Consider the following 15,896-nt stretch of genomic DNA (forward strand, 5'->3'; position numbering starts at 1 on the left):
CAGTCCGTCCGGCGTTCCAGGCTTCATGTGGACGCCGGAATGCGCCGGCGCAACAGTTTTCTCACCGCGGCGGTTTACACCGGCTTAAACCAAAGGTTTAGGCCGACTTAAGCCAATCCTCACCAAGCGCACATCTTGGTGTTGGTCTGCGGGTTGTTCCAGCAGGCACCATCGTCGCGGCTGCGCACGAACTGCCCCGGCAGCGGCACATTGCGGTGGCCAAGATTGACATAACCATAGGCAAAGCCCGGCTCGTCGATCTCCAGAACATAGGTCGGATAGCCCGGCGACGAGATGCGGAAACTGCCGGCGCCGTCAATCGAGCGATAGCTGCAGGCGAAATAACCGTCATCGCTGGTGAAGCAGCGCGCTCGCTTGGCCTCCGCCGAGATCGAGAACGCCAGAAGTGCCGCCGCGCACACGCCACCGCCGAAAAGCATCTTTTTCAGTGTCATTATCCACCCCTGCCTGCTGGCATTGTCATCCCAAGATGACTGAAATGCGCATGGCGGCGACACCCGGTCAAGCGGAGCAATGTTACGCCGTGCAACGTGGATAATCAGGCCCGTTTGGCGACGATGAAGATGCGCGGAAAGCGCAAAAGCACCTTGCCGCTCGCCGTCTTCGGATAGGCCTTGGCGATCTTGGCAGTGTAGCTGTCTAGGAACAGCGCCCTCTCATTCGCATCGAGCGGGTCGACAAAGGGCTTCAAACCCGTCGACTTCACCCATTCGACGATCGCCTCGGCGTCGGCAAGCGGGTGGTTGTAGATCGTGTGCCAGATGTCCAGCCGATCGCTGAGCGGCGAAAGAAGGTCATAGTAGAACGACACCGGCGGCAGGGGGGCGCGCGCCGCGCCCTTCATCTTGGCGGCAAACGGCATTTCGGCGGCGGTTTCTCGCATCAGGCGGTGCGAGTCCTCGCCCATATTGTCGGGCATCTGGACGGTCAAGGCGCCACCCGGCGCCAGGAAGCCCATCAGCCGCTGGAAGACCGCGGGATGCTCGGGCAGCCATTGGAACACCGCATTGGCGAAGATCACGTCGACCGGCTCCGCCGGCTGCCATTTTGAGGCATCGGCGAGATCAAAAGTGACCTCGGGGAGACGCGCCTTCGCCTTCTCGATCATGTCGGGCGAAGTGTCGAAACCGCTTACCTGCGCATTCGGCCAGCGCGCGACAAGCAGCTCGGTCGAATTGCCCGGCCCGCAGCCGACGTCGACGACCCGGCGCGGAAAATCCACCGGCACCTGCGCCACCAAGTCCCGCGCGGGCCGCGTGCGCTCATCCTCGAATTTCAGGTACTGAGCGGCTGACCAATCGGGCTTTTGTAAAACGCCGCCGTTATTCATCGATAGACCTCGCGACGGTTGCCTATTTCCACGACCAGGACGACAAGACGGCTATCCCAGAACTGGACGATGATGCGGTAGTCGCCGACGCGAAATCGCCAAGCTTCTTCTTTGGTCGCGGTCAGACGCTTGGCCAGAACTTTCGGATCGGGATGCGCCGAAACTCTTCCAGAGAGGAATTCCAGGATTCGGCGCTGGTCCTTTGTCGAAAGCCGCTCAATATCTTTTTTGGCTCGCAGCGTGAACTCGACACGCCAACTCATCCAGCGGCGGGCTTCTTGCCGCGCTCCTCGACTTCACGAAGTTCAAGCTTGCGGATCATCTCCTCCAGCGGGACACGAACGCCGTCATCATTCCTGATGCGCTCCTCGGCAATCCTGGCGTCCTGCCAATCCTCGATAGCCTCGAGGATCGCATCAACTGCGACCTGATCGGCCGTGCGACCGCTGGCCTTGGCCATGTCGGCTAGGAGCTTCTCGGTCTTTTGCGGCAGTTTGACTGTGATCATGTACAGCTCCGTCAGGCCAATTTAGGTCAAACGCCGATCACCCGCAACGGCCCTGCCCCTTACCGCGTCAGCCTCTTATAGGTCATGCGGTGCGGGTTGACGGCATCCGGCCCGAGGCGGCGGATCTTGTCCTGCTCGTAATCCTCGAAATTGCCCTCGAACCATTCGACGTGGCTGTCACCCTCGAATGCGAGGATGTGCGTCGCCAGGCGGTCGAGGAACATGCGATCGTGCGAGATGATGACCGCGCAACCGCCGAAGTTTTCCAGCGCGTCTTCCAGTGCGGCCAGTGTTTCCGTGTCGAGATCGTTGGTCGGTTCGTCGAGCAGCAGCACGTTGCCGCCGGTCTTCAGCATCTTGGCCAGGTGCACGCGGTTGCGCTGGCCGCCCGAGAGGTTGCCGACCTTCTGCTGCTGGTCGCCGCCACGAAAGTTGAACGAGGCGCAATAAGCACGCGTGTTGGCCTCGAACTTGCCGAGTTTGACCACTTCGGCGCCGCCGGAAATCTCTTCCCACACCGTCTTCGACGGATCGAGCGCATCGCGGCTCTGGTCGACATAGCCGAGCTTCACCGTTTCGCCAACGCGGATCGTGCCGGCACCCGGCTTTTCCTGGCCGGTGATCATGCGGAACAGCGTCGTCTTGCCGGCGCCGTTCGGGCCGATGACGCCGACGATGCCGCCGGGCGGCAGCTTGAATTCCAGCCCGTCGATCAAAAGCGTATCGCCAAAGCCCTTCGACAGGCCCTCCGCCTCGATCACGACATTGCCGAGCCGCTCGCCATGCGGAATGACGATCTGTGTATCGCTCGGACGCCGCTTGTCGGCTGCATCCAGAAGATCCTGGAACGCCTGGATACGCGCCTTGGATTTGGTCTGGCGCGCCTTCGGGCTCGACTGGATCCATTCGCGCTCGCGGCCGATGGCGCGCTGACGGGCATCGTCCTCGCGGCCTTCCTGCTTGAGCCGCTTGGCCTTGGCTTCGAGGTACTTGGTGTAGTTGCCCTCATAGGGAATGCCGCGGCCGCGATCGAGTTCGAGGATCCAGCCGGTGACATTGTCGAGGAAGTAGCGATCGTGCGTGATGATCATCACGGCGCCCGGATAGGCACGCAGATGCTTTTCCAGCCACGCCGTGGTTTCGGCGTCGAGATGGTTGGTCGGTTCGTCGAGCAGCAGAAGGTCGGGCTGGCGCAGCAAGAGCTGGCAAAGCGCTACGCGGCGGCGCTCGCCACCCGAAAGCTTGGTGACTTCTGAATCCTTGGGCGGGCAGCCCAGCGCTTCCATCGCCATCTCGACCTGTTGTTCGAGATCCCACAGGTTGAGCCGGTCCATCTCGTCCTGGAGCTTGGCCGACTCGTCGGCCGTCTCGTCGGAATAGTTCATCATCAATTCGTTGTAGCGCTCGATGATGGCGGTCTTGGCGGCGACGCCTTCCATGATGTTTTCGAACACGGTCTTGTTCGGATCGAGGGCCGGCTCCTGTGCCAGGTAGCCGACAGTGGCGCCTTCAGCCAGCCAGGCTTCGCCGTTCCACTCCTTGTCGAGCCCGGCCATGATCTTGAGGATCGTCGACTTGCCCGACCCGTTGGGGCCGAGGATGCCGATCTTGGCGTCCGGATAGAAGGACAGATGGATGTTCTCGAGCACCTTCTTGGTGCCGTAGGCCTTGTTGAGGCCGGCCATGTGATAGATGAACTGGCGTGCCACGCGCGCTTTCCCTGAAAAACTGACTGATCCAGAAAACTGACTGGATTTGTCGAATTGAGTGGAGGTTGGCCGCTATGTAGGCGATGCGGCGGCGAACGGCAATCGCTTTTGCCACATCTGGGCGGTCACGTGGACAAGCGCGCACTGCCGGGACCCGCCCGGAGCCGCGCCCCGTACTTACTGGAACCCGATCGCGTCGACGGTGCCGGTCGGGCAGCCGGCCTTGTTGGTCGGCACCGACGCCAGCAGCAGACCCTTGAGCGAGCTGTCGGGGCCGATCGGGCCAGCGAGGCCGAGTGTCAACTCCCCGATCAGCCGCCGGCCGCTCGACGGATCGATGACGCAGGACACGCGTACACGGTCCCCGGCCCCGGCACCGAAGGCGGCGTCGAAGGCGCCGCGGATCTGGTCCGCAGTCAGCTTGCCGCCGATGTTCTTGGCAAAGAGACCGCGCACCGGCGAGCTGTTCACCTCACGCATCAGCTTGAGCGCGTCGGAGAAGTATTCCTGCTGGCTTTTGCCGTAGCAGGTGCCGTGCTTGATCCACTCATGCCGATCGAGCTGCGAAGCCGTGCCCGGCATCACCTTGTCGAGTTCCGCGCGTGTGCCCGCGTCCAGATTGACGGGCGGCAGATCCTTCCAGTGGGCCGGAATGTCGTTGGCCTTGTCGCCAGCTGCGGCCTGGCAATAGAAATTGCCGTTCGGCTGCGGCCACAATCCGTGCAAGGTGAAGTTGGTGGCATCGAATTCGTTCGGATTTTGCGCCTTGCATTCGGCCTTGCTCGACTTGGTCTCGCAAAAAGCCGGCTGCCAGCTCAGTGCGAAGACGTATTCGGGTTTTCCGGCCGTTGCCGGATTGCCTTTACCGGCTGGTGCTGCCGGCACGGTCGCCACGCTGCCGGAGACATGGCCGCAGCTAACCTTCACCCACCGTCGCTCCGGATCGGCGCCCGGCACCTGGATAAGGTAGTGCGTCGGCGGCTCCTTGTTGCCGGCAAGCAGCTGGTAGCTCTGTCCGGCATCGGTCGAGACATTGCCGGGGTTCTTGCCGTTCTTGATGGCTTGCGTTGCCGGACAGGCGGCGTCGGCGACGAAGCTGCCGCTCATCTTGACATCGGCATGCGCCGCACCAGCCAGCGACGCCGCCAGCATGGCCAATCCGAAAACAACACCAATGCGCATGGAGAATCCCCGGCTGAAGAAAGTGGGCGACAGACTGAAGCTGTCTCCATGTCAGAATTGCGATATTTCAGCGGCCAAATGCAAGAAACATCGTCGCGGAAAAGCAGGCACAGCGGATTGACGCAAAACCGGCACCGGCGCAAACAAAGCCGGCGCCGCGATGGTGCCGGAGCCTGGAGACCAAGCGGCATGTCATTCAGCCAGCAGCGCGTGGTTGCCTCGCCGACCGGTGCCGTTCTCAATCTTTTCGTCAGGCATGCCGAGGGCCGGCCGCGTGCCGTCGTCCAGATCAACCACGGGCTGGCCGAGCACGCCGCGCGCTATGCCCGCTTTGCCGATTTCCTCGCCCAGCGCGGCTTCCACATCTATGTCCACGATCATCGCGGCCATGGTGCGACCAAGGCCCCCGACGCGCCGCTCGGCAGGTTTGCCGGCAAGGACGGACCGGCCAAGGTGATCGCCGACATCGATGCCATTCACGATGTCATCGCCAGCGAATGCCCGAACCGGTCGGTCATCCTGTTTGGTCATTCGATGGGTGCGTCAATGGCGCTGAACTACCTGCTGCGCCATTCGCCGCGCGTTCATGCCGCCGCGATCTGGAACGGCAATTTTTCTCAAGGCCTGCTCGGCCAGCTGGCGCTCGGTATTCTTGCCTGGGAGCGGTTCCGGCTGGGCTCGGACGTTCCGTCGCGGCTGCTGCCGAAACTCACCTTTCAGGCCTGGGGCAAGGCGGTGCCTGACCACCGCACGCTGTTCGACTGGCTGTCACGCGACGAGGCCGAGGTGGCAAAATACATCGCCGACCCGCTATGCGGTTGGGATGCCTCGGTGTCGATGTGGCGCGACGTCGTCAGCATGGCATTGAACGGCGGCAAGGATGCCGGCTTTGCCGGCATCCGGCGCGGCCTCCCCGTCAACATCGTTGGCGGCGAAAGAGATCCCGCCTCGGATTACGGCAAGGGGATCACGCACCTTGCCGGTCGTATGCGTGCGATGGGCTTTTCGAATCTCGTTTCAAAGGTTTACGCCGACACCCGCCACGAAAGCCTGAACGAAGTGAATCGCGACATCATCATGGATGATTTTGCGACCTGGGCCGACGGCGTGCTGAAGGGCTGAAGGGATTGGCCTATCGCAAGAGCCGTGACAGCCATTGCAGGGCTTGATAGAGGCTCTGCATTCGCAGCAATCAAGGTGATTGCAGCAACCACGGTGATTTATGGCCGAACCCCCGCTGAAAGGCGTCCGCGTCGTCGAACTCGCCCGCATCCTTGCCGGGCCATGGGCCGGGCAATTGCTTGCCGATCTCGGTGCCGACGTGATCAAGGTCGAGAGCCCCGATGGCGGCGACGACACCCGCAAATGGGGTCCGCCCTTCGTTATGGGCAAGGATGGCGAGAACCTGTCGGCTGCCTATTACCATTCCTGTAATCGTGGCAAGCGCTCCATCGCCATCGACTTCTCGACGCCGGCGGGCGCCGAGACCGTGCGCCGGCTGGTCGCGACGTCGGATGTGCTGATCGAGAATTTCAAGCTCGGCGGCCTGAAGAAATACGGCCTCGACTATGACAGTCTGCGCGAGATCAACCCCCGCCTCGTCTATTGCTCGATCACCGGCTTCGGCCAGGATGGCCCATACGCGCCACGCGCCGGCTATGACTTCATCATCCAGGCCATGGCCGGCATGATGTCGATCACCGGCGAGGTCGGCCGCGAGCCGCAAAAGGCCGGCGTCGCCATCTCCGACATCTTCACCGGCCTCTATTCGGTCATCGCCATCCAGGCTGCACTACGCCATGCCGAACAGACCGGCGAAGGCCAGCAGATCGACATGGCACTCTTCGACACCCAGATCTCGGCGCTCGGCAACCAGAACCTCAACTATCTCGTTTCCGGCAAGTCGCCGGTGCAGATGGGCAATGCGCATATGAACATCGCCCCTTACGAAGTGGTGCCGGTCAGGGATGGCCACATCATCCTGGCCGTCGGCAATGACGGCCAGTTCGCGAAATTCTGCGCTGCCGTCGGGTTGGACGATTTGCCTGTCGATCCAGACTTTGCGACAAATCCGGCCCGGGTCGCCAACCGGGTCAAGCTGCGCGAACGCATCATCGAGGCGCTGAAGGTTTTTGATCGCGATCCGCTGCTGGCAAAGCTGGAAGCGGCGAGCGTGCCGGCCAGCCCGATCAATACAATCGGCCAGATGTTCGCCGATCCGCAGACCATCGCCCGCGGCATGCGGCTCGATCTCGACGACGGCCACGGCAACCTTCTGCCTTCGGTGCGCGCGCCGATGGTCATGTCTGGCACGCCGCTCGTCTATGAACGTCCCTCGCCGCGCCTGGGCGAGCACACGCAAGAAATCCTTGCCGAACTGGAGAAGTCTGGACAATGAAGACCGGCGGACAACTGATCGTCGACGCGCTCGAAGCCAACGGCACCGACCGCATCTATTGCGTGCCGGGTGAATCCTATCTGGCGGTGCTCGATGCGCTGCACGATTCGGCGATCCGCACCATCGTCTGCCGCCAGGAAGGCGGTGCTGCGATGATGGCCGATTGTCACGGCCGCCTGACCGGCAAGCCCGGCATCTGCTTTGTCACCCGCGGCCCCGGCGCCACCAACGCCTCAGCCGGCATCCACATCGCCATGCAGGATTCCATACCCGTCATCCTGTTCATCGGCCAGGTCGCCAGCCATGCCAAGGAGCGCGAGGCCTTCCAGGAGGTGGATTACGTCAGGTTCTTCGGTGACATCGCCAAATGGGTGGTCGAGATCGACGAGGCGTCGCGCATCCCGGAATTCGTCACCCGCGCCTTCGCGGTGGCGACATCGGGCCGCCCTGGCCCGGTCGTCATCTCGCTGCCGGAAGACATGCTGACCAGCGTCGTCGAAGCGCCTATCGCGCTGGCCCACACACCGGTCGAAACGCGAGCCGGCGAAGCCGAACTCGACGCGCTGGAGAAATTGCTGGCCAACGCCAAGCGGCCATTCGTCATCCTCGGCGGTACGCGCTGGGATGCCGAGGCGGTTGCACAAATGCGCACGATCGCCGAGGCGTGGTCGCTGCCGGTCGGTTGTTCGTTCCGCCGCCAGATGCTGTTCGACCATCTGCATCCGAACTATGCCGGCGATGTCGGCATCGGCATCAATCCGAAGCTGGCGACAGCGATCAAGCAGGCCGACCTCGTGCTGCTGATCGGCGGCCGCATGGGCGAAATGCCGTCGTCCGACTACACTCTCTTGAAAAGCCCTTATCCGGACCAGGCGTTGGTCCATGTCCATGCCGACGCTGGCGAACTCGGCCGCGTCTACCGGCCTGCACTGGCGATCAACGCCTCGCCATCCGCCTTTGTCGAAGCCTTCGCCAAGCGTAAGCCGGCCTCGGAGCCGACCTGGGCATCCGAGACGCCAAAGCTGCATGCCGCCTATCTCGACTGGTCGACGCCGCCGGAGAGCGGCCCCGGCTCGGTCCAGATGGGGCCGATCATGAACTACCTGGAAAAGATGCTGCCCGATGACGCCATTCTCACCAATGGCGCCGGCAATTACGCCACCTGGGTGCATCGCTTCCATCGCTCCCGCCGCTTCGCCACGCAAGCAGCACCGACCTCAGGCTCGATGGGTTATGGCACGCCCGCTGCGGTCGCCGCCAAAGAGCTGTTTCCAGATCGAACCGTGGTCGCCTTCGCAGGCGACGGTTGCTTCCTGATGAACGGCCAGGAGTTCGCCACCGCTGTGCAGTATGACCTGCCGATCGTCGTCGTCGTCGTCAACAACGGCATCTATGGCACCATCCGCATGCATCAGGAGCGCGAATACCCCGGCCGCGTCATCGCCACTGATTTGAAGAACCCTGACTTCGCGGCCCTCGCCCGCGCCTATGGCGGCCATGGCGAAACGGTGGAGAAGACCGCGGAGTTCGCCCCGGCCTTCGAGCGTGCGCTCGCCAGCGGCAAGCCGGCGATCGTCGAAATCAGGCTCGATCCGGAGGCGATCACGCCGACCCGGACGATGAGCCAGATCCGCGACAAGGCGTGATTCACACAAAAGGGGCGGTCGCCCGCCCCTCTTTCGGAACAGCCTGTACCTACTTCGCCTTTTCGATCTGGCCGCGGATCTCACCGTCCTGGTTGGCTGATGTATGGATGTTGACGTAATATTTGCCTGCCTCCAGGTCAGCCGTCTGGGCATCCGTAAGCGTTTCAGATCCCCTGATCGGGCTCTTGAGCTTTTTGAATGGGATGACCGGGTCGGCGTTTGCACCCATCGCCGCCGGGCCGTGAATGTGCGCGCCCGTTGCTGGTCCGCTGAGGCCGGAATATTTGACGTTCCAGCTGAGCTTCTTCTTGGCCGTGTCGAACGTGAAAGTGGCCGTGCCCTTGCCCTTCGTGGTGACGGGCGGGTTTTGCTGGCCGCCGTCGAGCGTCGCCTTGAACTTTTCCGTGGCGGCCAGAGCCGGCGATGCGAACAGGAACGCGGTCGAAATGGCCAGCGCCGAAAGCGCCGGGAAGAAGGATAGGTTGCGCATGAAGCACCTCCGATTGGGATGTCGCATCCGTCGCGCCTCCCGGCGCGCGCATGCGGTAATGCAACGGCTGAGCAGCGAAATGTATCCCACCACACGCTTTTGTGATGGCTGATGAAGGAATCCGATCATTGCCCTTCCCGATTCCAGGGAAGGTGACCCGTCAGACTGCCGCCAGCGCCTGTGTCAGGTCGGCGATCAGATCGTCCGGGTGTTCGACACCAATCGACAGCCTGACCGTGGTCTCAAGCACGCCGATGCGCTGGCGCACCTCGAAGGGAATTCCCGAATGGGTCATGGCCGCGGGGTGACTGGCCAGCGATTCCGTTCCGCCGAGGCTTACCGCCAGCTTGAAGATCTGCAGCCCGTTGAGGAAGGCGAAGGCCGCCTTCTCCCCGCCCCTGATGTCGAAGGAGAAGGTCGAGCCGGCGCCACTGCATTGCGCCCTGTAGACGCGGCCCGCTGGCGTACCCTCGCCCAGGAATGGCAAATAATGTACCGTCTCGACCTTGGCATGATCGCGCAGGAATTCGGCGACCAGGCGCGCATTGTCGTTGGCCCGCTCCATTCGGATCGACAGCGTCTCCAGCGACCGGCCGAGCATCCAGCAGGAATGCGGGTCGAGCTGCGTGCCGATCGCGCCGCGAAGCGCTTTGATCGACTTGGTGACCGCCTTGCTGCCCATGGCGGCGCCGGCTATGAGGTCGGAATGGCCGCCGACATATTTGGTCAGCGAATAGACGGAGACATCGGCGCCATGTTCGATCGGCCGCTGGAAAACTGGGCCGAGCAATGTGTTGTCGCAGACGACGATCGGCGTCGACCCTTGAGCCGCGCCAATCTCGTCGGCGATCATCCGCATCAGAGCGATGTCGACCAGGCTGTTGGTCGGATTTGACGGCGTCTCGATCAGGATGACCGATACGCGGCCTTTCGCGACGGCCGCGTCGGTAGCCCCGCGCACTGCCGTCTCGTCGACGCCGTCGGCGAAGCCGACAGCACCAATCCCGAGACCTGAAAGCGTGCGCGTCAAAAGCGTCTCGGTGCCGCCATAGAGTGGCTGCGAATGCAGGATGACGTCGCCCGGACGGGCATAGGCGAGCAGTGTGGTGGCGATCGCCGACATGCCTGACGAAAACAGGATGCAGGCATCCGTCCCTTCATAGATCGCCAGCCGGTCCTCGACGATCTCGCTGTTGGGATGGTTGAAGCGCGAATAGACCAGGCCGGACGCGGTACCACTCGGCGGCTCCTTGCGGCCCGACGTGTAGTCGAAGAAGTCGCGTCCCTCTTCCGCCGACTTGAAGACGAAAGTCGAGGTCAGGAATACCGGTGGTTTGACCGCGCCCTCCGAAAGCTGCGGATCGAAGCCATAGCTCAGCATCAGCGTTTCCGGATGGAGCTTGTGGTTGCCGATATGGGTTTTCGACGGGCGTGGCGCGGTCATGATTTTTCCTGCCTTTTTCGAGGGGTGTCACGGCAATTTATGCGATCCCGATCCGCCAGTCCTTGCTATTCTGCGGCTCGCATGGGCGCATTGCCGCAACAAATTGCCTGGAGAGACCGAAAGTGCAGCAGAAGATAGCTGATGATTTCGACCGCAAGATCCTGCGCGAGCTGCAGGCCGACGCCCGCATCACCAACAACGAGCTTGCCGAACGGATCGGCCTGTCGCCCTCGCCCTGCCTGCGGCGGGTGCGGCGGCTGGAGGAAACCGGCGTCATCAGGGGCTACACCACGCTGGTCGATCCCTCAGCCTTTGGCTGGAGCATGGTCGCCATCGCCACAATCCGGCTCAGCCGCCAGAACGAGGACGAGATCGTGATGTTCGAGGACGCGATCCGCGGCTGGGAAGAGGTGCTGGAATGCCACCTCGTCACCGGTTCGCGCGACTATGTGCTGAAGGTGGTGACCGGAAGCCTCGAGCAGTACGAGCGCTTTATCAAGGAAAAGATCGCGCGACTGAAATGCGTCGCCTCGATCGAGACCAGCTTCGTCATGAACACCATAAAGGAACGGCGCCTCTGACACCAATGCATGTCGCCCAAAAGTGTGCAGCGGTTTTGGGATGGCGACATGCATCAAAACAAAAGGGATAGAGCGGTTCTACCGAACCGCTCTATCCAAAGGCGCCGCTATCGAGATCGGGATGCCGACTAGGCTTACTTGACCGCCTTGTCGGTGATGGCGGTGGTGTAGGCGCCGGTCGGCTCCTTGGTGATGATCTTCTGGTCGAGAAGCGCCTTGGCGGTGCGCTCGTAGGTTGCCGGATCGAGCTTGCCGTCGGCATTGTCGATCAGCTTGGCGACTTCGCTCATCATCCGCTTCTGGTGGTTTTCGTCCTGGCCGCCGCCGTCCATGACGATGCTCGCGGCTTCGTCATTGTGGTCGATGGCGTATTTCCAGCCCTTCATCGAAGCGCGCACGAAACGCACCATCTTGTCCTCGAAGGCCGGATCCTTGAGCTTGTCTTCCGACGCATAAAGCCCGTCCTCGAGCAGGTCGTTGCCCATGGCCGAATAGTTGAACACGGTCAGCTGTTCGGGCTTGTAGCCGGCGTCGATCAGCTGCCAGTACTCGTTGTAGGTCATGACCGAGATGCAATCCGCCTGCTTCTGGATCAGCGGCTGCACGTCGAAGCTCTGCTTCAGGACAGTGACGCCGTCCGGACCGCCATCGGTCTTCAGGCCAAGCTTGTTCATCCAGGCGTAGAATGGATATTCGTTGCCGAAGAACCAGACGCCGAGCGTGTGGCCCTTGAAGTCGGCTTCGGTCTTGATCGGGCCGTCCTTGGGGCAGACCAGCTCCATGCCGGCCTTCTTGAACGGCTGGGCGATATTGACCAGCGGCACGCCCTTCTCGCGGGCGGCCAGCGCACCGCCCATCCAGTCGACGATGACGTCGGCGCCGCCACCGGCGATCACCTGCTCGGGGGCAATATCCGGACCGCCCGGCTTTATGTCGACGTCGAGGCCTTCGGCCTCATAGAAACCCTTGGCCTTGGCAACATAGTAGCCGGCAAACTGGGCCTGCGTGACCCATTTCAGCTGCAAGGTCACCTTGTCGGCGGCCATTGCCTGGAAAGCGGCTAGCGACATCGCGCCGGCCAGAACTGGAATAACAAGTCTTTTCATGTTTTTACCCTCTGAAGTTAGCACCCTTAAACCCACCGCCCCTATCCACCACGGACAGAGGGATGCCAAAACGTGACGGCTCTTTCGACAAGAGCGACCACGCCATAAAAGACCGAACCCGCAAGTGCTGCAACTGCGATTTCGGCCCAGACCATGTCGATGTTCATCCGCCCGACCTCGGTCGAGATGCGGAAGCCCATGCCGACGACAGGCGTACCGAAGAACTCGGCGACGATGGCGCCGATCAGCGCCAGCGTCGAGTTGATCTTCAGCGCGTTGAAGATGAAGGGCGCGGCTGCCGGCAGCCTGAGCTTCAGCAACGTCTGCCAGTAGCCCGAAGCATAGGTGCGCATCAGGTCGCGTTCCATATGGCCCGAGGCGGCGAGACCCGCGACCGTGTTCACCAGCATCGGGAAGAAGGTCATGATGATGACCACCGCCGCCTTGGACTGCCAGTCGAAGCCGAACCACATGACCATGATCGGTGCGACGCCAATGATCGGCAGCGCCGAGACCATGTTGCCGATCGGCAGCAGCCCGCGCCGTAGGAACGGCACACGGTCGGCGAGCACCGCGGCGATGAAGCCGGCGCCACTGCCCACGACATAGCCGAAGACAACCGCCTTGAAGATGGTTTGACGGACGTCGGCGCCGAGCACAGGCAGCGAACCGGCGATGCGCACGCCGATGGCGCTAGGCGGCGGCAACAGGATGAAGGGGATGCCCGCGCCTCGCGTCACCGCTTCCCAGATGATCAGGATCCAGGCGCCGAAGATGGCTGGGATGATCAGGCGCAACCCCGTCCGAGCCCAACTGGCGAAAGGACGTAATGACGACAGCACCGCCACGCAGCGCCAGCCAAGCAGCCATGCGGCCGCGAGCAGCAGGAAATACGGCGCCAGTGCGGTGCCCTCAAAACCGGTAATGCCCGATATCAGCAGCCAGGCGATCAGGTGAGCGCCGACAAAGAGCACCATCGCTTCAGCAAGGGGCGGAATCCTGATCATCGAGACCAGCGCTGCCAGCATGGCCAAGCCGAACATCAGGCTTTTGGTTCCGAGAGAGGGATAGTTGATGCTGACCGTTGGGTCCGTAAGCGCCGCCGCTTCCGGCTTCGACATCGCGCCGAGCGCCACCGCGATCAGGCACAGCACGATGGCCAGCCCAGCTTGCCAGGAAGGTTTCAGCCAGTTCATGCCGGCCTCCCGCCCATGGCACGGTCGACGATGCGCCCGGCAATGCCAACCACCATGACCAGGAGTGCGGCCACCACCGAACCTGCGACCAGTGCCGACCAGATGTCGATGGACTGGCTATAATAGGCGCCGGCCAACAGCTTGGCGCCGATGCCGGCGACAGCGCCGGTCGGCAGTTCGCCGACGATGGCGCCAACGAGGCTGGCCGCCACCGCCACCTTCATCGAGGTAAACAGGAACGGCACGGAGGCTGGCACGCGCAATTTCCAGAAGGTCTGCGCACGGCTGGCATTGTAGGTGTGCATAAGGTCAAGATGCATGATCTCGGGCGAGCGCAGCCCTTTCACCATGCCCACCGTCACCGGGAAGAACGACAGATAGGTCGAGATCATCGCCTTCGGCACCAGCCCGGTGATGCCGATTGCCGCCAGCACGACGATGATCATCGGCGCCACCGCCAGGATGGGAATGGTCTGCGAAGCGATGATCCACGGCATCAGGCTGCGGTCGAGCGTCGCCACATGCACGATGCCGACAGCGATGATGATGCCCAGCGCCGTGCCGAAAGCAAAGCCGAGCAGCGTGGACGACAGCGTCACCCAGGCATTGTAGACGAGGCTGCGACTGGAGGTGACGGGCCGCAGGAACGTGTTTTCGAAAAAATTCACCGCCACCTGATGCGGCGCCGGCAGCGTCGGCTTCGGCTGCGCCAACGTGTTGGCGATGAACTCGCTCAGGGCAGGTGATTCACCGGCGCGGCGGTCGAGATCGCGCTGGAACGGTGTGTTGAGGATGACGGCGAAAACATACCAGAGGACGACGACGCCAGCGAGGATCGAGGTCACGGGAATGAGCTTGTCGCGGAAGGTGTCCATCTAGCGAACCTCGCTAGGTACGCGCCCTCCTCTCCCCGACGGGGAGAGGGTGGCCGGAGCGAAGCGGAGGTCGGGTGAGGGGGTAGAAATCTTTCCGTCCAGGCAAGCCAAGATCGTATCCAGGACCGCTCGACGTTCGGCCAAAACCTCATGGTTCCAGAACCGGAGAACCGAATAACCATGGCCATTCAGCCAAGCTGTTCTGGCCGGATCGGTTGGTGAATCCGCGTGTTGGCTGCCGTCGAGTTCGACAATCAGGCCCATCTCACGGCAAACAAAATCAGCGATGAATGGCCCAAGCGGCACCTGCCTCACAAATTTGTAGCCGTTGAGGTGACGGCCCCTCAGTTCTCCCCAAAGCCTGTACTCGGCTTCGGTCTCGTCAAACCGCAGCTTTCGGGCGCGCTCGGTTGCCCCGACCTTTCTTTTGGTCGGATCTGTCGGTGCCGCCCCCTCACCCGACCTCCGCTTCGCTCCGGCCACCCTCTCCCCGTTGGGGAGAGGAGGAACCTCATCGTTCGCGAGCTCAATCATCATAACTATGCCCTGCCCGCAACCCGTCGCGCACCCGCGCGGCGATCGCCAGAAACTCCGGCGTCTCGCGAATGTCGAGCGGCCGCTGTTTCGGCAGCGTCGACTCGATGACATCGCTGACGCGGCCGGGACGCGGCGACATGACGACGATGCGCGTCGATAGATAGACGGCTTCTGGAATGGAATGAGTGACGAAGCAGATGGTCTTGTTGGTCCGCCCCCACAGTTCCAGCAATTGCTCGTTGAGATGGTCGCGCACGATCTCGTCCAGAGCTCCGAACGGCTCGTCCATCAGCAGCAGGTCGGCATCGAAGGCCAGCGCGCGGGCGATCGAGGCGCGCTGCTGCATGCCGCCCGAGAGCTGCCAGGGATATTTCTTCTCGAATCCCGAGAGGTTGACGAGATCGAGCGTGCGCTTGATCCGTTCCGCCTGCTCCGCCTTGGACAGGCCCATGATCTCCAGTGGCAGCCCGACATTGCGCTCGATGGTGCGCCAGGCAAACAGCGCTGCCGCCTGGAAGACATAGCCATAGGCGCGTTTCTCGCGTGCCTGTTCTGCTGTCATGCCGTTGACCGAAATCGTCCCCGAGGTCGGCTTCTCCAGATCGGCGATGACGCGCAGCAGCGTGGTCTTGCCGCAGCCCGAGGGCCCGATGAAGGAGACGAACTCCCCCTTGCCGATGGTGAGATCGACATTGGACAGCGCCTGCACCGGCCCGTCACTGGTCTGGAAGGTCAGTCCAAGTTTGCTTGCCGCGACGACGGCTGGCGAAGTCCCTGTCATCGGCTGCCGCCCGCCTGGTCCCGTCCCCGCAGCGCCGGCTGGAATCCGATTGCTTTTATTGCGATGTTGTTTTCCACTCGCCCTGTCCCATT

General features: G+C 62.4%; 17 protein-coding genes. 4 read left to right on the forward strand and 13 right to left on the reverse strand.

The window, feature by feature from the left end; all coding sequences use genetic code 11:
* Nucleotides 1-119 precede the first annotated feature (119 nt).
* The 6 genes from NKI20_RS08080 to NKI20_RS08105 form a co-directional block, all read right to left on the reverse strand.
* Entirely contained in the window at nucleotides 120-455 is a 336-nt protein-coding gene (locus NKI20_RS08080) for a hypothetical protein (protein WP_352604233.1), read from the reverse strand.
* Nucleotides 456-559: 104 nt separating this feature from the next.
* Nucleotides 560-1,351 (reverse strand): trans-aconitate 2-methyltransferase, encoded by a 792-nt coding sequence (gene tam, locus NKI20_RS08085; RefSeq protein WP_352729518.1) that lies wholly within the window; start codon nucleotides 1,349-1,351, stop codon nucleotides 560-562.
* Complete coding sequence (locus NKI20_RS08090; RefSeq protein WP_023756972.1) at nucleotides 1,348-1,614, reverse strand: type II toxin-antitoxin system RelE family toxin; 267 nt, start codon at nucleotides 1,612-1,614, stop codon at nucleotides 1,348-1,350. Before NKI20_RS08090 ends, tam begins: the two co-directional genes overlap by 4 nt.
* Nucleotides 1,611-1,859: a DUF6290 family protein gene (locus NKI20_RS08095; RefSeq protein ID WP_352604237.1), complete on the reverse strand. Its 249-nt coding sequence runs from the start codon at nucleotides 1,857-1,859 to the stop codon at nucleotides 1,611-1,613. Before NKI20_RS08095 ends, NKI20_RS08090 begins: the two co-directional genes overlap by 4 nt.
* A gap of 59 nt (nucleotides 1,860-1,918) precedes the next feature.
* Entirely contained in the window at nucleotides 1,919-3,568 is a 1,650-nt protein-coding gene (ettA, locus tag NKI20_RS08100; RefSeq protein WP_352829698.1) for an energy-dependent translational throttle protein EttA, read from the reverse strand.
* A 177-nt stretch (nucleotides 3,569-3,745) separates the two neighbouring features.
* Nucleotides 3,746-4,750, reverse strand: coding sequence for a ribonuclease T2 family protein (locus tag NKI20_RS08105; RefSeq protein WP_352829700.1), 1,005 nt, complete (start codon nucleotides 4,748-4,750; stop codon nucleotides 3,746-3,748).
* A 189-nt stretch (nucleotides 4,751-4,939) separates the two neighbouring features.
* On the opposite strand from NKI20_RS08105, the gene NKI20_RS08110 reads away from it, so the two are divergent.
* The 3 genes from NKI20_RS08110 (at nucleotide 4,940) to NKI20_RS08120 (ending at nucleotide 8,794) form a co-directional block, all read left to right on the forward strand.
* Entirely contained in the window at nucleotides 4,940-5,872 is a 933-nt protein-coding gene (locus tag NKI20_RS08110; protein ID WP_352829701.1) for an alpha/beta fold hydrolase, read from the forward strand.
* Nucleotides 5,873-5,972: 100 nt separating this feature from the next.
* Nucleotides 5,973-7,148, forward strand: coding sequence for a CaiB/BaiF CoA transferase family protein (locus tag NKI20_RS08115; protein WP_352829703.1), 1,176 nt, complete (start codon nucleotides 5,973-5,975; stop codon nucleotides 7,146-7,148).
* Entirely contained in the window at nucleotides 7,145-8,794 is a 1,650-nt protein-coding gene (locus tag NKI20_RS08120) for a thiamine pyrophosphate-binding protein (protein ID WP_352829705.1), read from the forward strand. The genes NKI20_RS08115 and NKI20_RS08120 overlap by 4 nt, the downstream gene beginning before the upstream one ends.
* Before the next feature lie 49 nt (nucleotides 8,795-8,843).
* Here the strand turns inward: NKI20_RS08120 and NKI20_RS08125 are convergent, their stop codons facing one another.
* Nucleotides 8,844-9,284 (reverse strand): CHRD domain-containing protein, encoded by a 441-nt coding sequence (locus tag NKI20_RS08125; protein ID WP_352604247.1) that lies wholly within the window; start codon nucleotides 9,282-9,284, stop codon nucleotides 8,844-8,846.
* A gap of 160 nt (nucleotides 9,285-9,444) precedes the next feature.
* The gene (locus NKI20_RS08130; protein WP_352829707.1) at nucleotides 9,445-10,728 is read right to left on the reverse strand and encodes a cystathionine gamma-synthase family protein; all 1,284 of its coding nucleotides are present in this window, start codon (nucleotides 10,726-10,728) and stop codon (nucleotides 9,445-9,447) included.
* Between the two features lie 122 nt (nucleotides 10,729-10,850).
* Between NKI20_RS08130 and NKI20_RS08135 the strand changes: the two genes are divergently transcribed.
* Nucleotides 10,851-11,309, forward strand: a complete 459-nt coding sequence (locus tag NKI20_RS08135; RefSeq protein WP_352631597.1) for an Lrp/AsnC family transcriptional regulator — start codon at nucleotides 10,851-10,853, stop codon at nucleotides 11,307-11,309.
* 134 nt (nucleotides 11,310-11,443) lie between these two features.
* Here NKI20_RS08135 and NKI20_RS08140 read toward each other — a convergent pair whose 3' ends face one another.
* Genes NKI20_RS08140 through NKI20_RS08160 form a run of 5 tightly spaced genes read right to left on the reverse strand, consistent with a single transcriptional unit; the run spans nucleotide 11,444 to nucleotide 15,804 of the window.
* Nucleotides 11,444-12,415 (reverse strand): ABC transporter substrate-binding protein, encoded by a 972-nt coding sequence (locus NKI20_RS08140; protein ID WP_031259518.1) that lies wholly within the window; start codon nucleotides 12,413-12,415, stop codon nucleotides 11,444-11,446.
* A 41-nt stretch (nucleotides 12,416-12,456) separates the two neighbouring features.
* Nucleotides 12,457-13,611 (reverse strand): ABC transporter permease, encoded by a 1,155-nt coding sequence (locus tag NKI20_RS08145; RefSeq protein WP_352829710.1) that lies wholly within the window; start codon nucleotides 13,609-13,611, stop codon nucleotides 12,457-12,459.
* A complete protein-coding gene (locus tag NKI20_RS08150; RefSeq protein WP_352604255.1) occupies nucleotides 13,608-14,486 on the reverse strand; it encodes an ABC transporter permease in 879 nt (292 codons plus the stop codon). Before NKI20_RS08150 ends, NKI20_RS08145 begins: the two co-directional genes overlap by 4 nt.
* Nucleotides 14,487-15,023, reverse strand: coding sequence for an endonuclease domain-containing protein (locus NKI20_RS08155; RefSeq protein ID WP_502898056.1), 537 nt, complete (start codon nucleotides 15,021-15,023; stop codon nucleotides 14,487-14,489). It abuts the gene before it with no gap.
* Nucleotides 15,013-15,804 (reverse strand): ABC transporter ATP-binding protein, encoded by a 792-nt coding sequence (locus NKI20_RS08160; protein ID WP_352604257.1) that lies wholly within the window; start codon nucleotides 15,802-15,804, stop codon nucleotides 15,013-15,015. The genes NKI20_RS08155 and NKI20_RS08160 overlap by 11 nt, the downstream gene beginning before the upstream one ends.
* Nucleotides 15,805-15,896: the final 92 nt, after the last annotated feature.

It is taken from the genome of Mesorhizobium sp. M0830 (assembly GCF_040319965.1).
Lineage (GTDB): Bacteria > Pseudomonadota > Alphaproteobacteria > Rhizobiales > Rhizobiaceae > Mesorhizobium.

Bases quoted from the DNA above. Each gene is read 5' to 3' on its own strand.
- NKI20_RS08140 (WP_031259518.1), bottom strand. From the start codon at position 12,415: ATGAAAAGACTTGTTATTCCAGTTCTGGCCGGCGCGATGTCGCTAGCC.
- NKI20_RS08125 (WP_352604247.1), bottom strand. From the start codon at position 9,284: ATGCGCAACCTATCCTTCTTCCCGGCGCTTTCGGCGCTGGCCATTTCG.
- NKI20_RS08120 (WP_352829705.1), top strand. From the start codon at position 7,145: ATGAAGACCGGCGGACAACTGATCGTCGACGCGCTCGAAGCCAACGGC.
- NKI20_RS08160 (WP_352604257.1), bottom strand. From the start codon at position 15,804: ATGACAGGGACTTCGCCAGCCGTCGTCGCGGCAAGCAAACTTGGACTG.
- NKI20_RS08090 (WP_023756972.1), bottom strand. From the start codon at position 1,614: ATGAGTTGGCGTGTCGAGTTCACGCTGCGAGCCAAAAAAGATATTGAG.
- NKI20_RS08155 (WP_502898056.1), bottom strand. From the start codon at position 15,023: ATGATGATTGAGCTCGCGAACGATGAGGTTCCTCCTCTCCCCAACGGG.
- NKI20_RS08115 (WP_352829703.1), top strand. From the start codon at position 5,973: ATGGCCGAACCCCCGCTGAAAGGCGTCCGCGTCGTCGAACTCGCCCGC.
- NKI20_RS08130 (WP_352829707.1), bottom strand. From the start codon at position 10,728: ATGACCGCGCCACGCCCGTCGAAAACCCATATCGGCAACCACAAGCTC.
- tam (WP_352729518.1), bottom strand. From the start codon at position 1,351: ATGAATAACGGCGGCGTTTTACAAAAGCCCGATTGGTCAGCCGCTCAG.
- NKI20_RS08105 (WP_352829700.1), bottom strand. From the start codon at position 4,750: ATGCGCATTGGTGTTGTTTTCGGATTGGCCATGCTGGCGGCGTCGCTG.
- NKI20_RS08150 (WP_352604255.1), bottom strand. From the start codon at position 14,486: ATGGACACCTTCCGCGACAAGCTCATTCCCGTGACCTCGATCCTCGCT.
- NKI20_RS08080 (WP_352604233.1), bottom strand. From the start codon at position 455: ATGACACTGAAAAAGATGCTTTTCGGCGGTGGCGTGTGCGCGGCGGCA.
- NKI20_RS08145 (WP_352829710.1), bottom strand. From the start codon at position 13,611: ATGAACTGGCTGAAACCTTCCTGGCAAGCTGGGCTGGCCATCGTGCTG.
- NKI20_RS08095 (WP_352604237.1), bottom strand. From the start codon at position 1,859: ATGATCACAGTCAAACTGCCGCAAAAGACCGAGAAGCTCCTAGCCGAC.
- NKI20_RS08110 (WP_352829701.1), top strand. From the start codon at position 4,940: ATGTCATTCAGCCAGCAGCGCGTGGTTGCCTCGCCGACCGGTGCCGTT.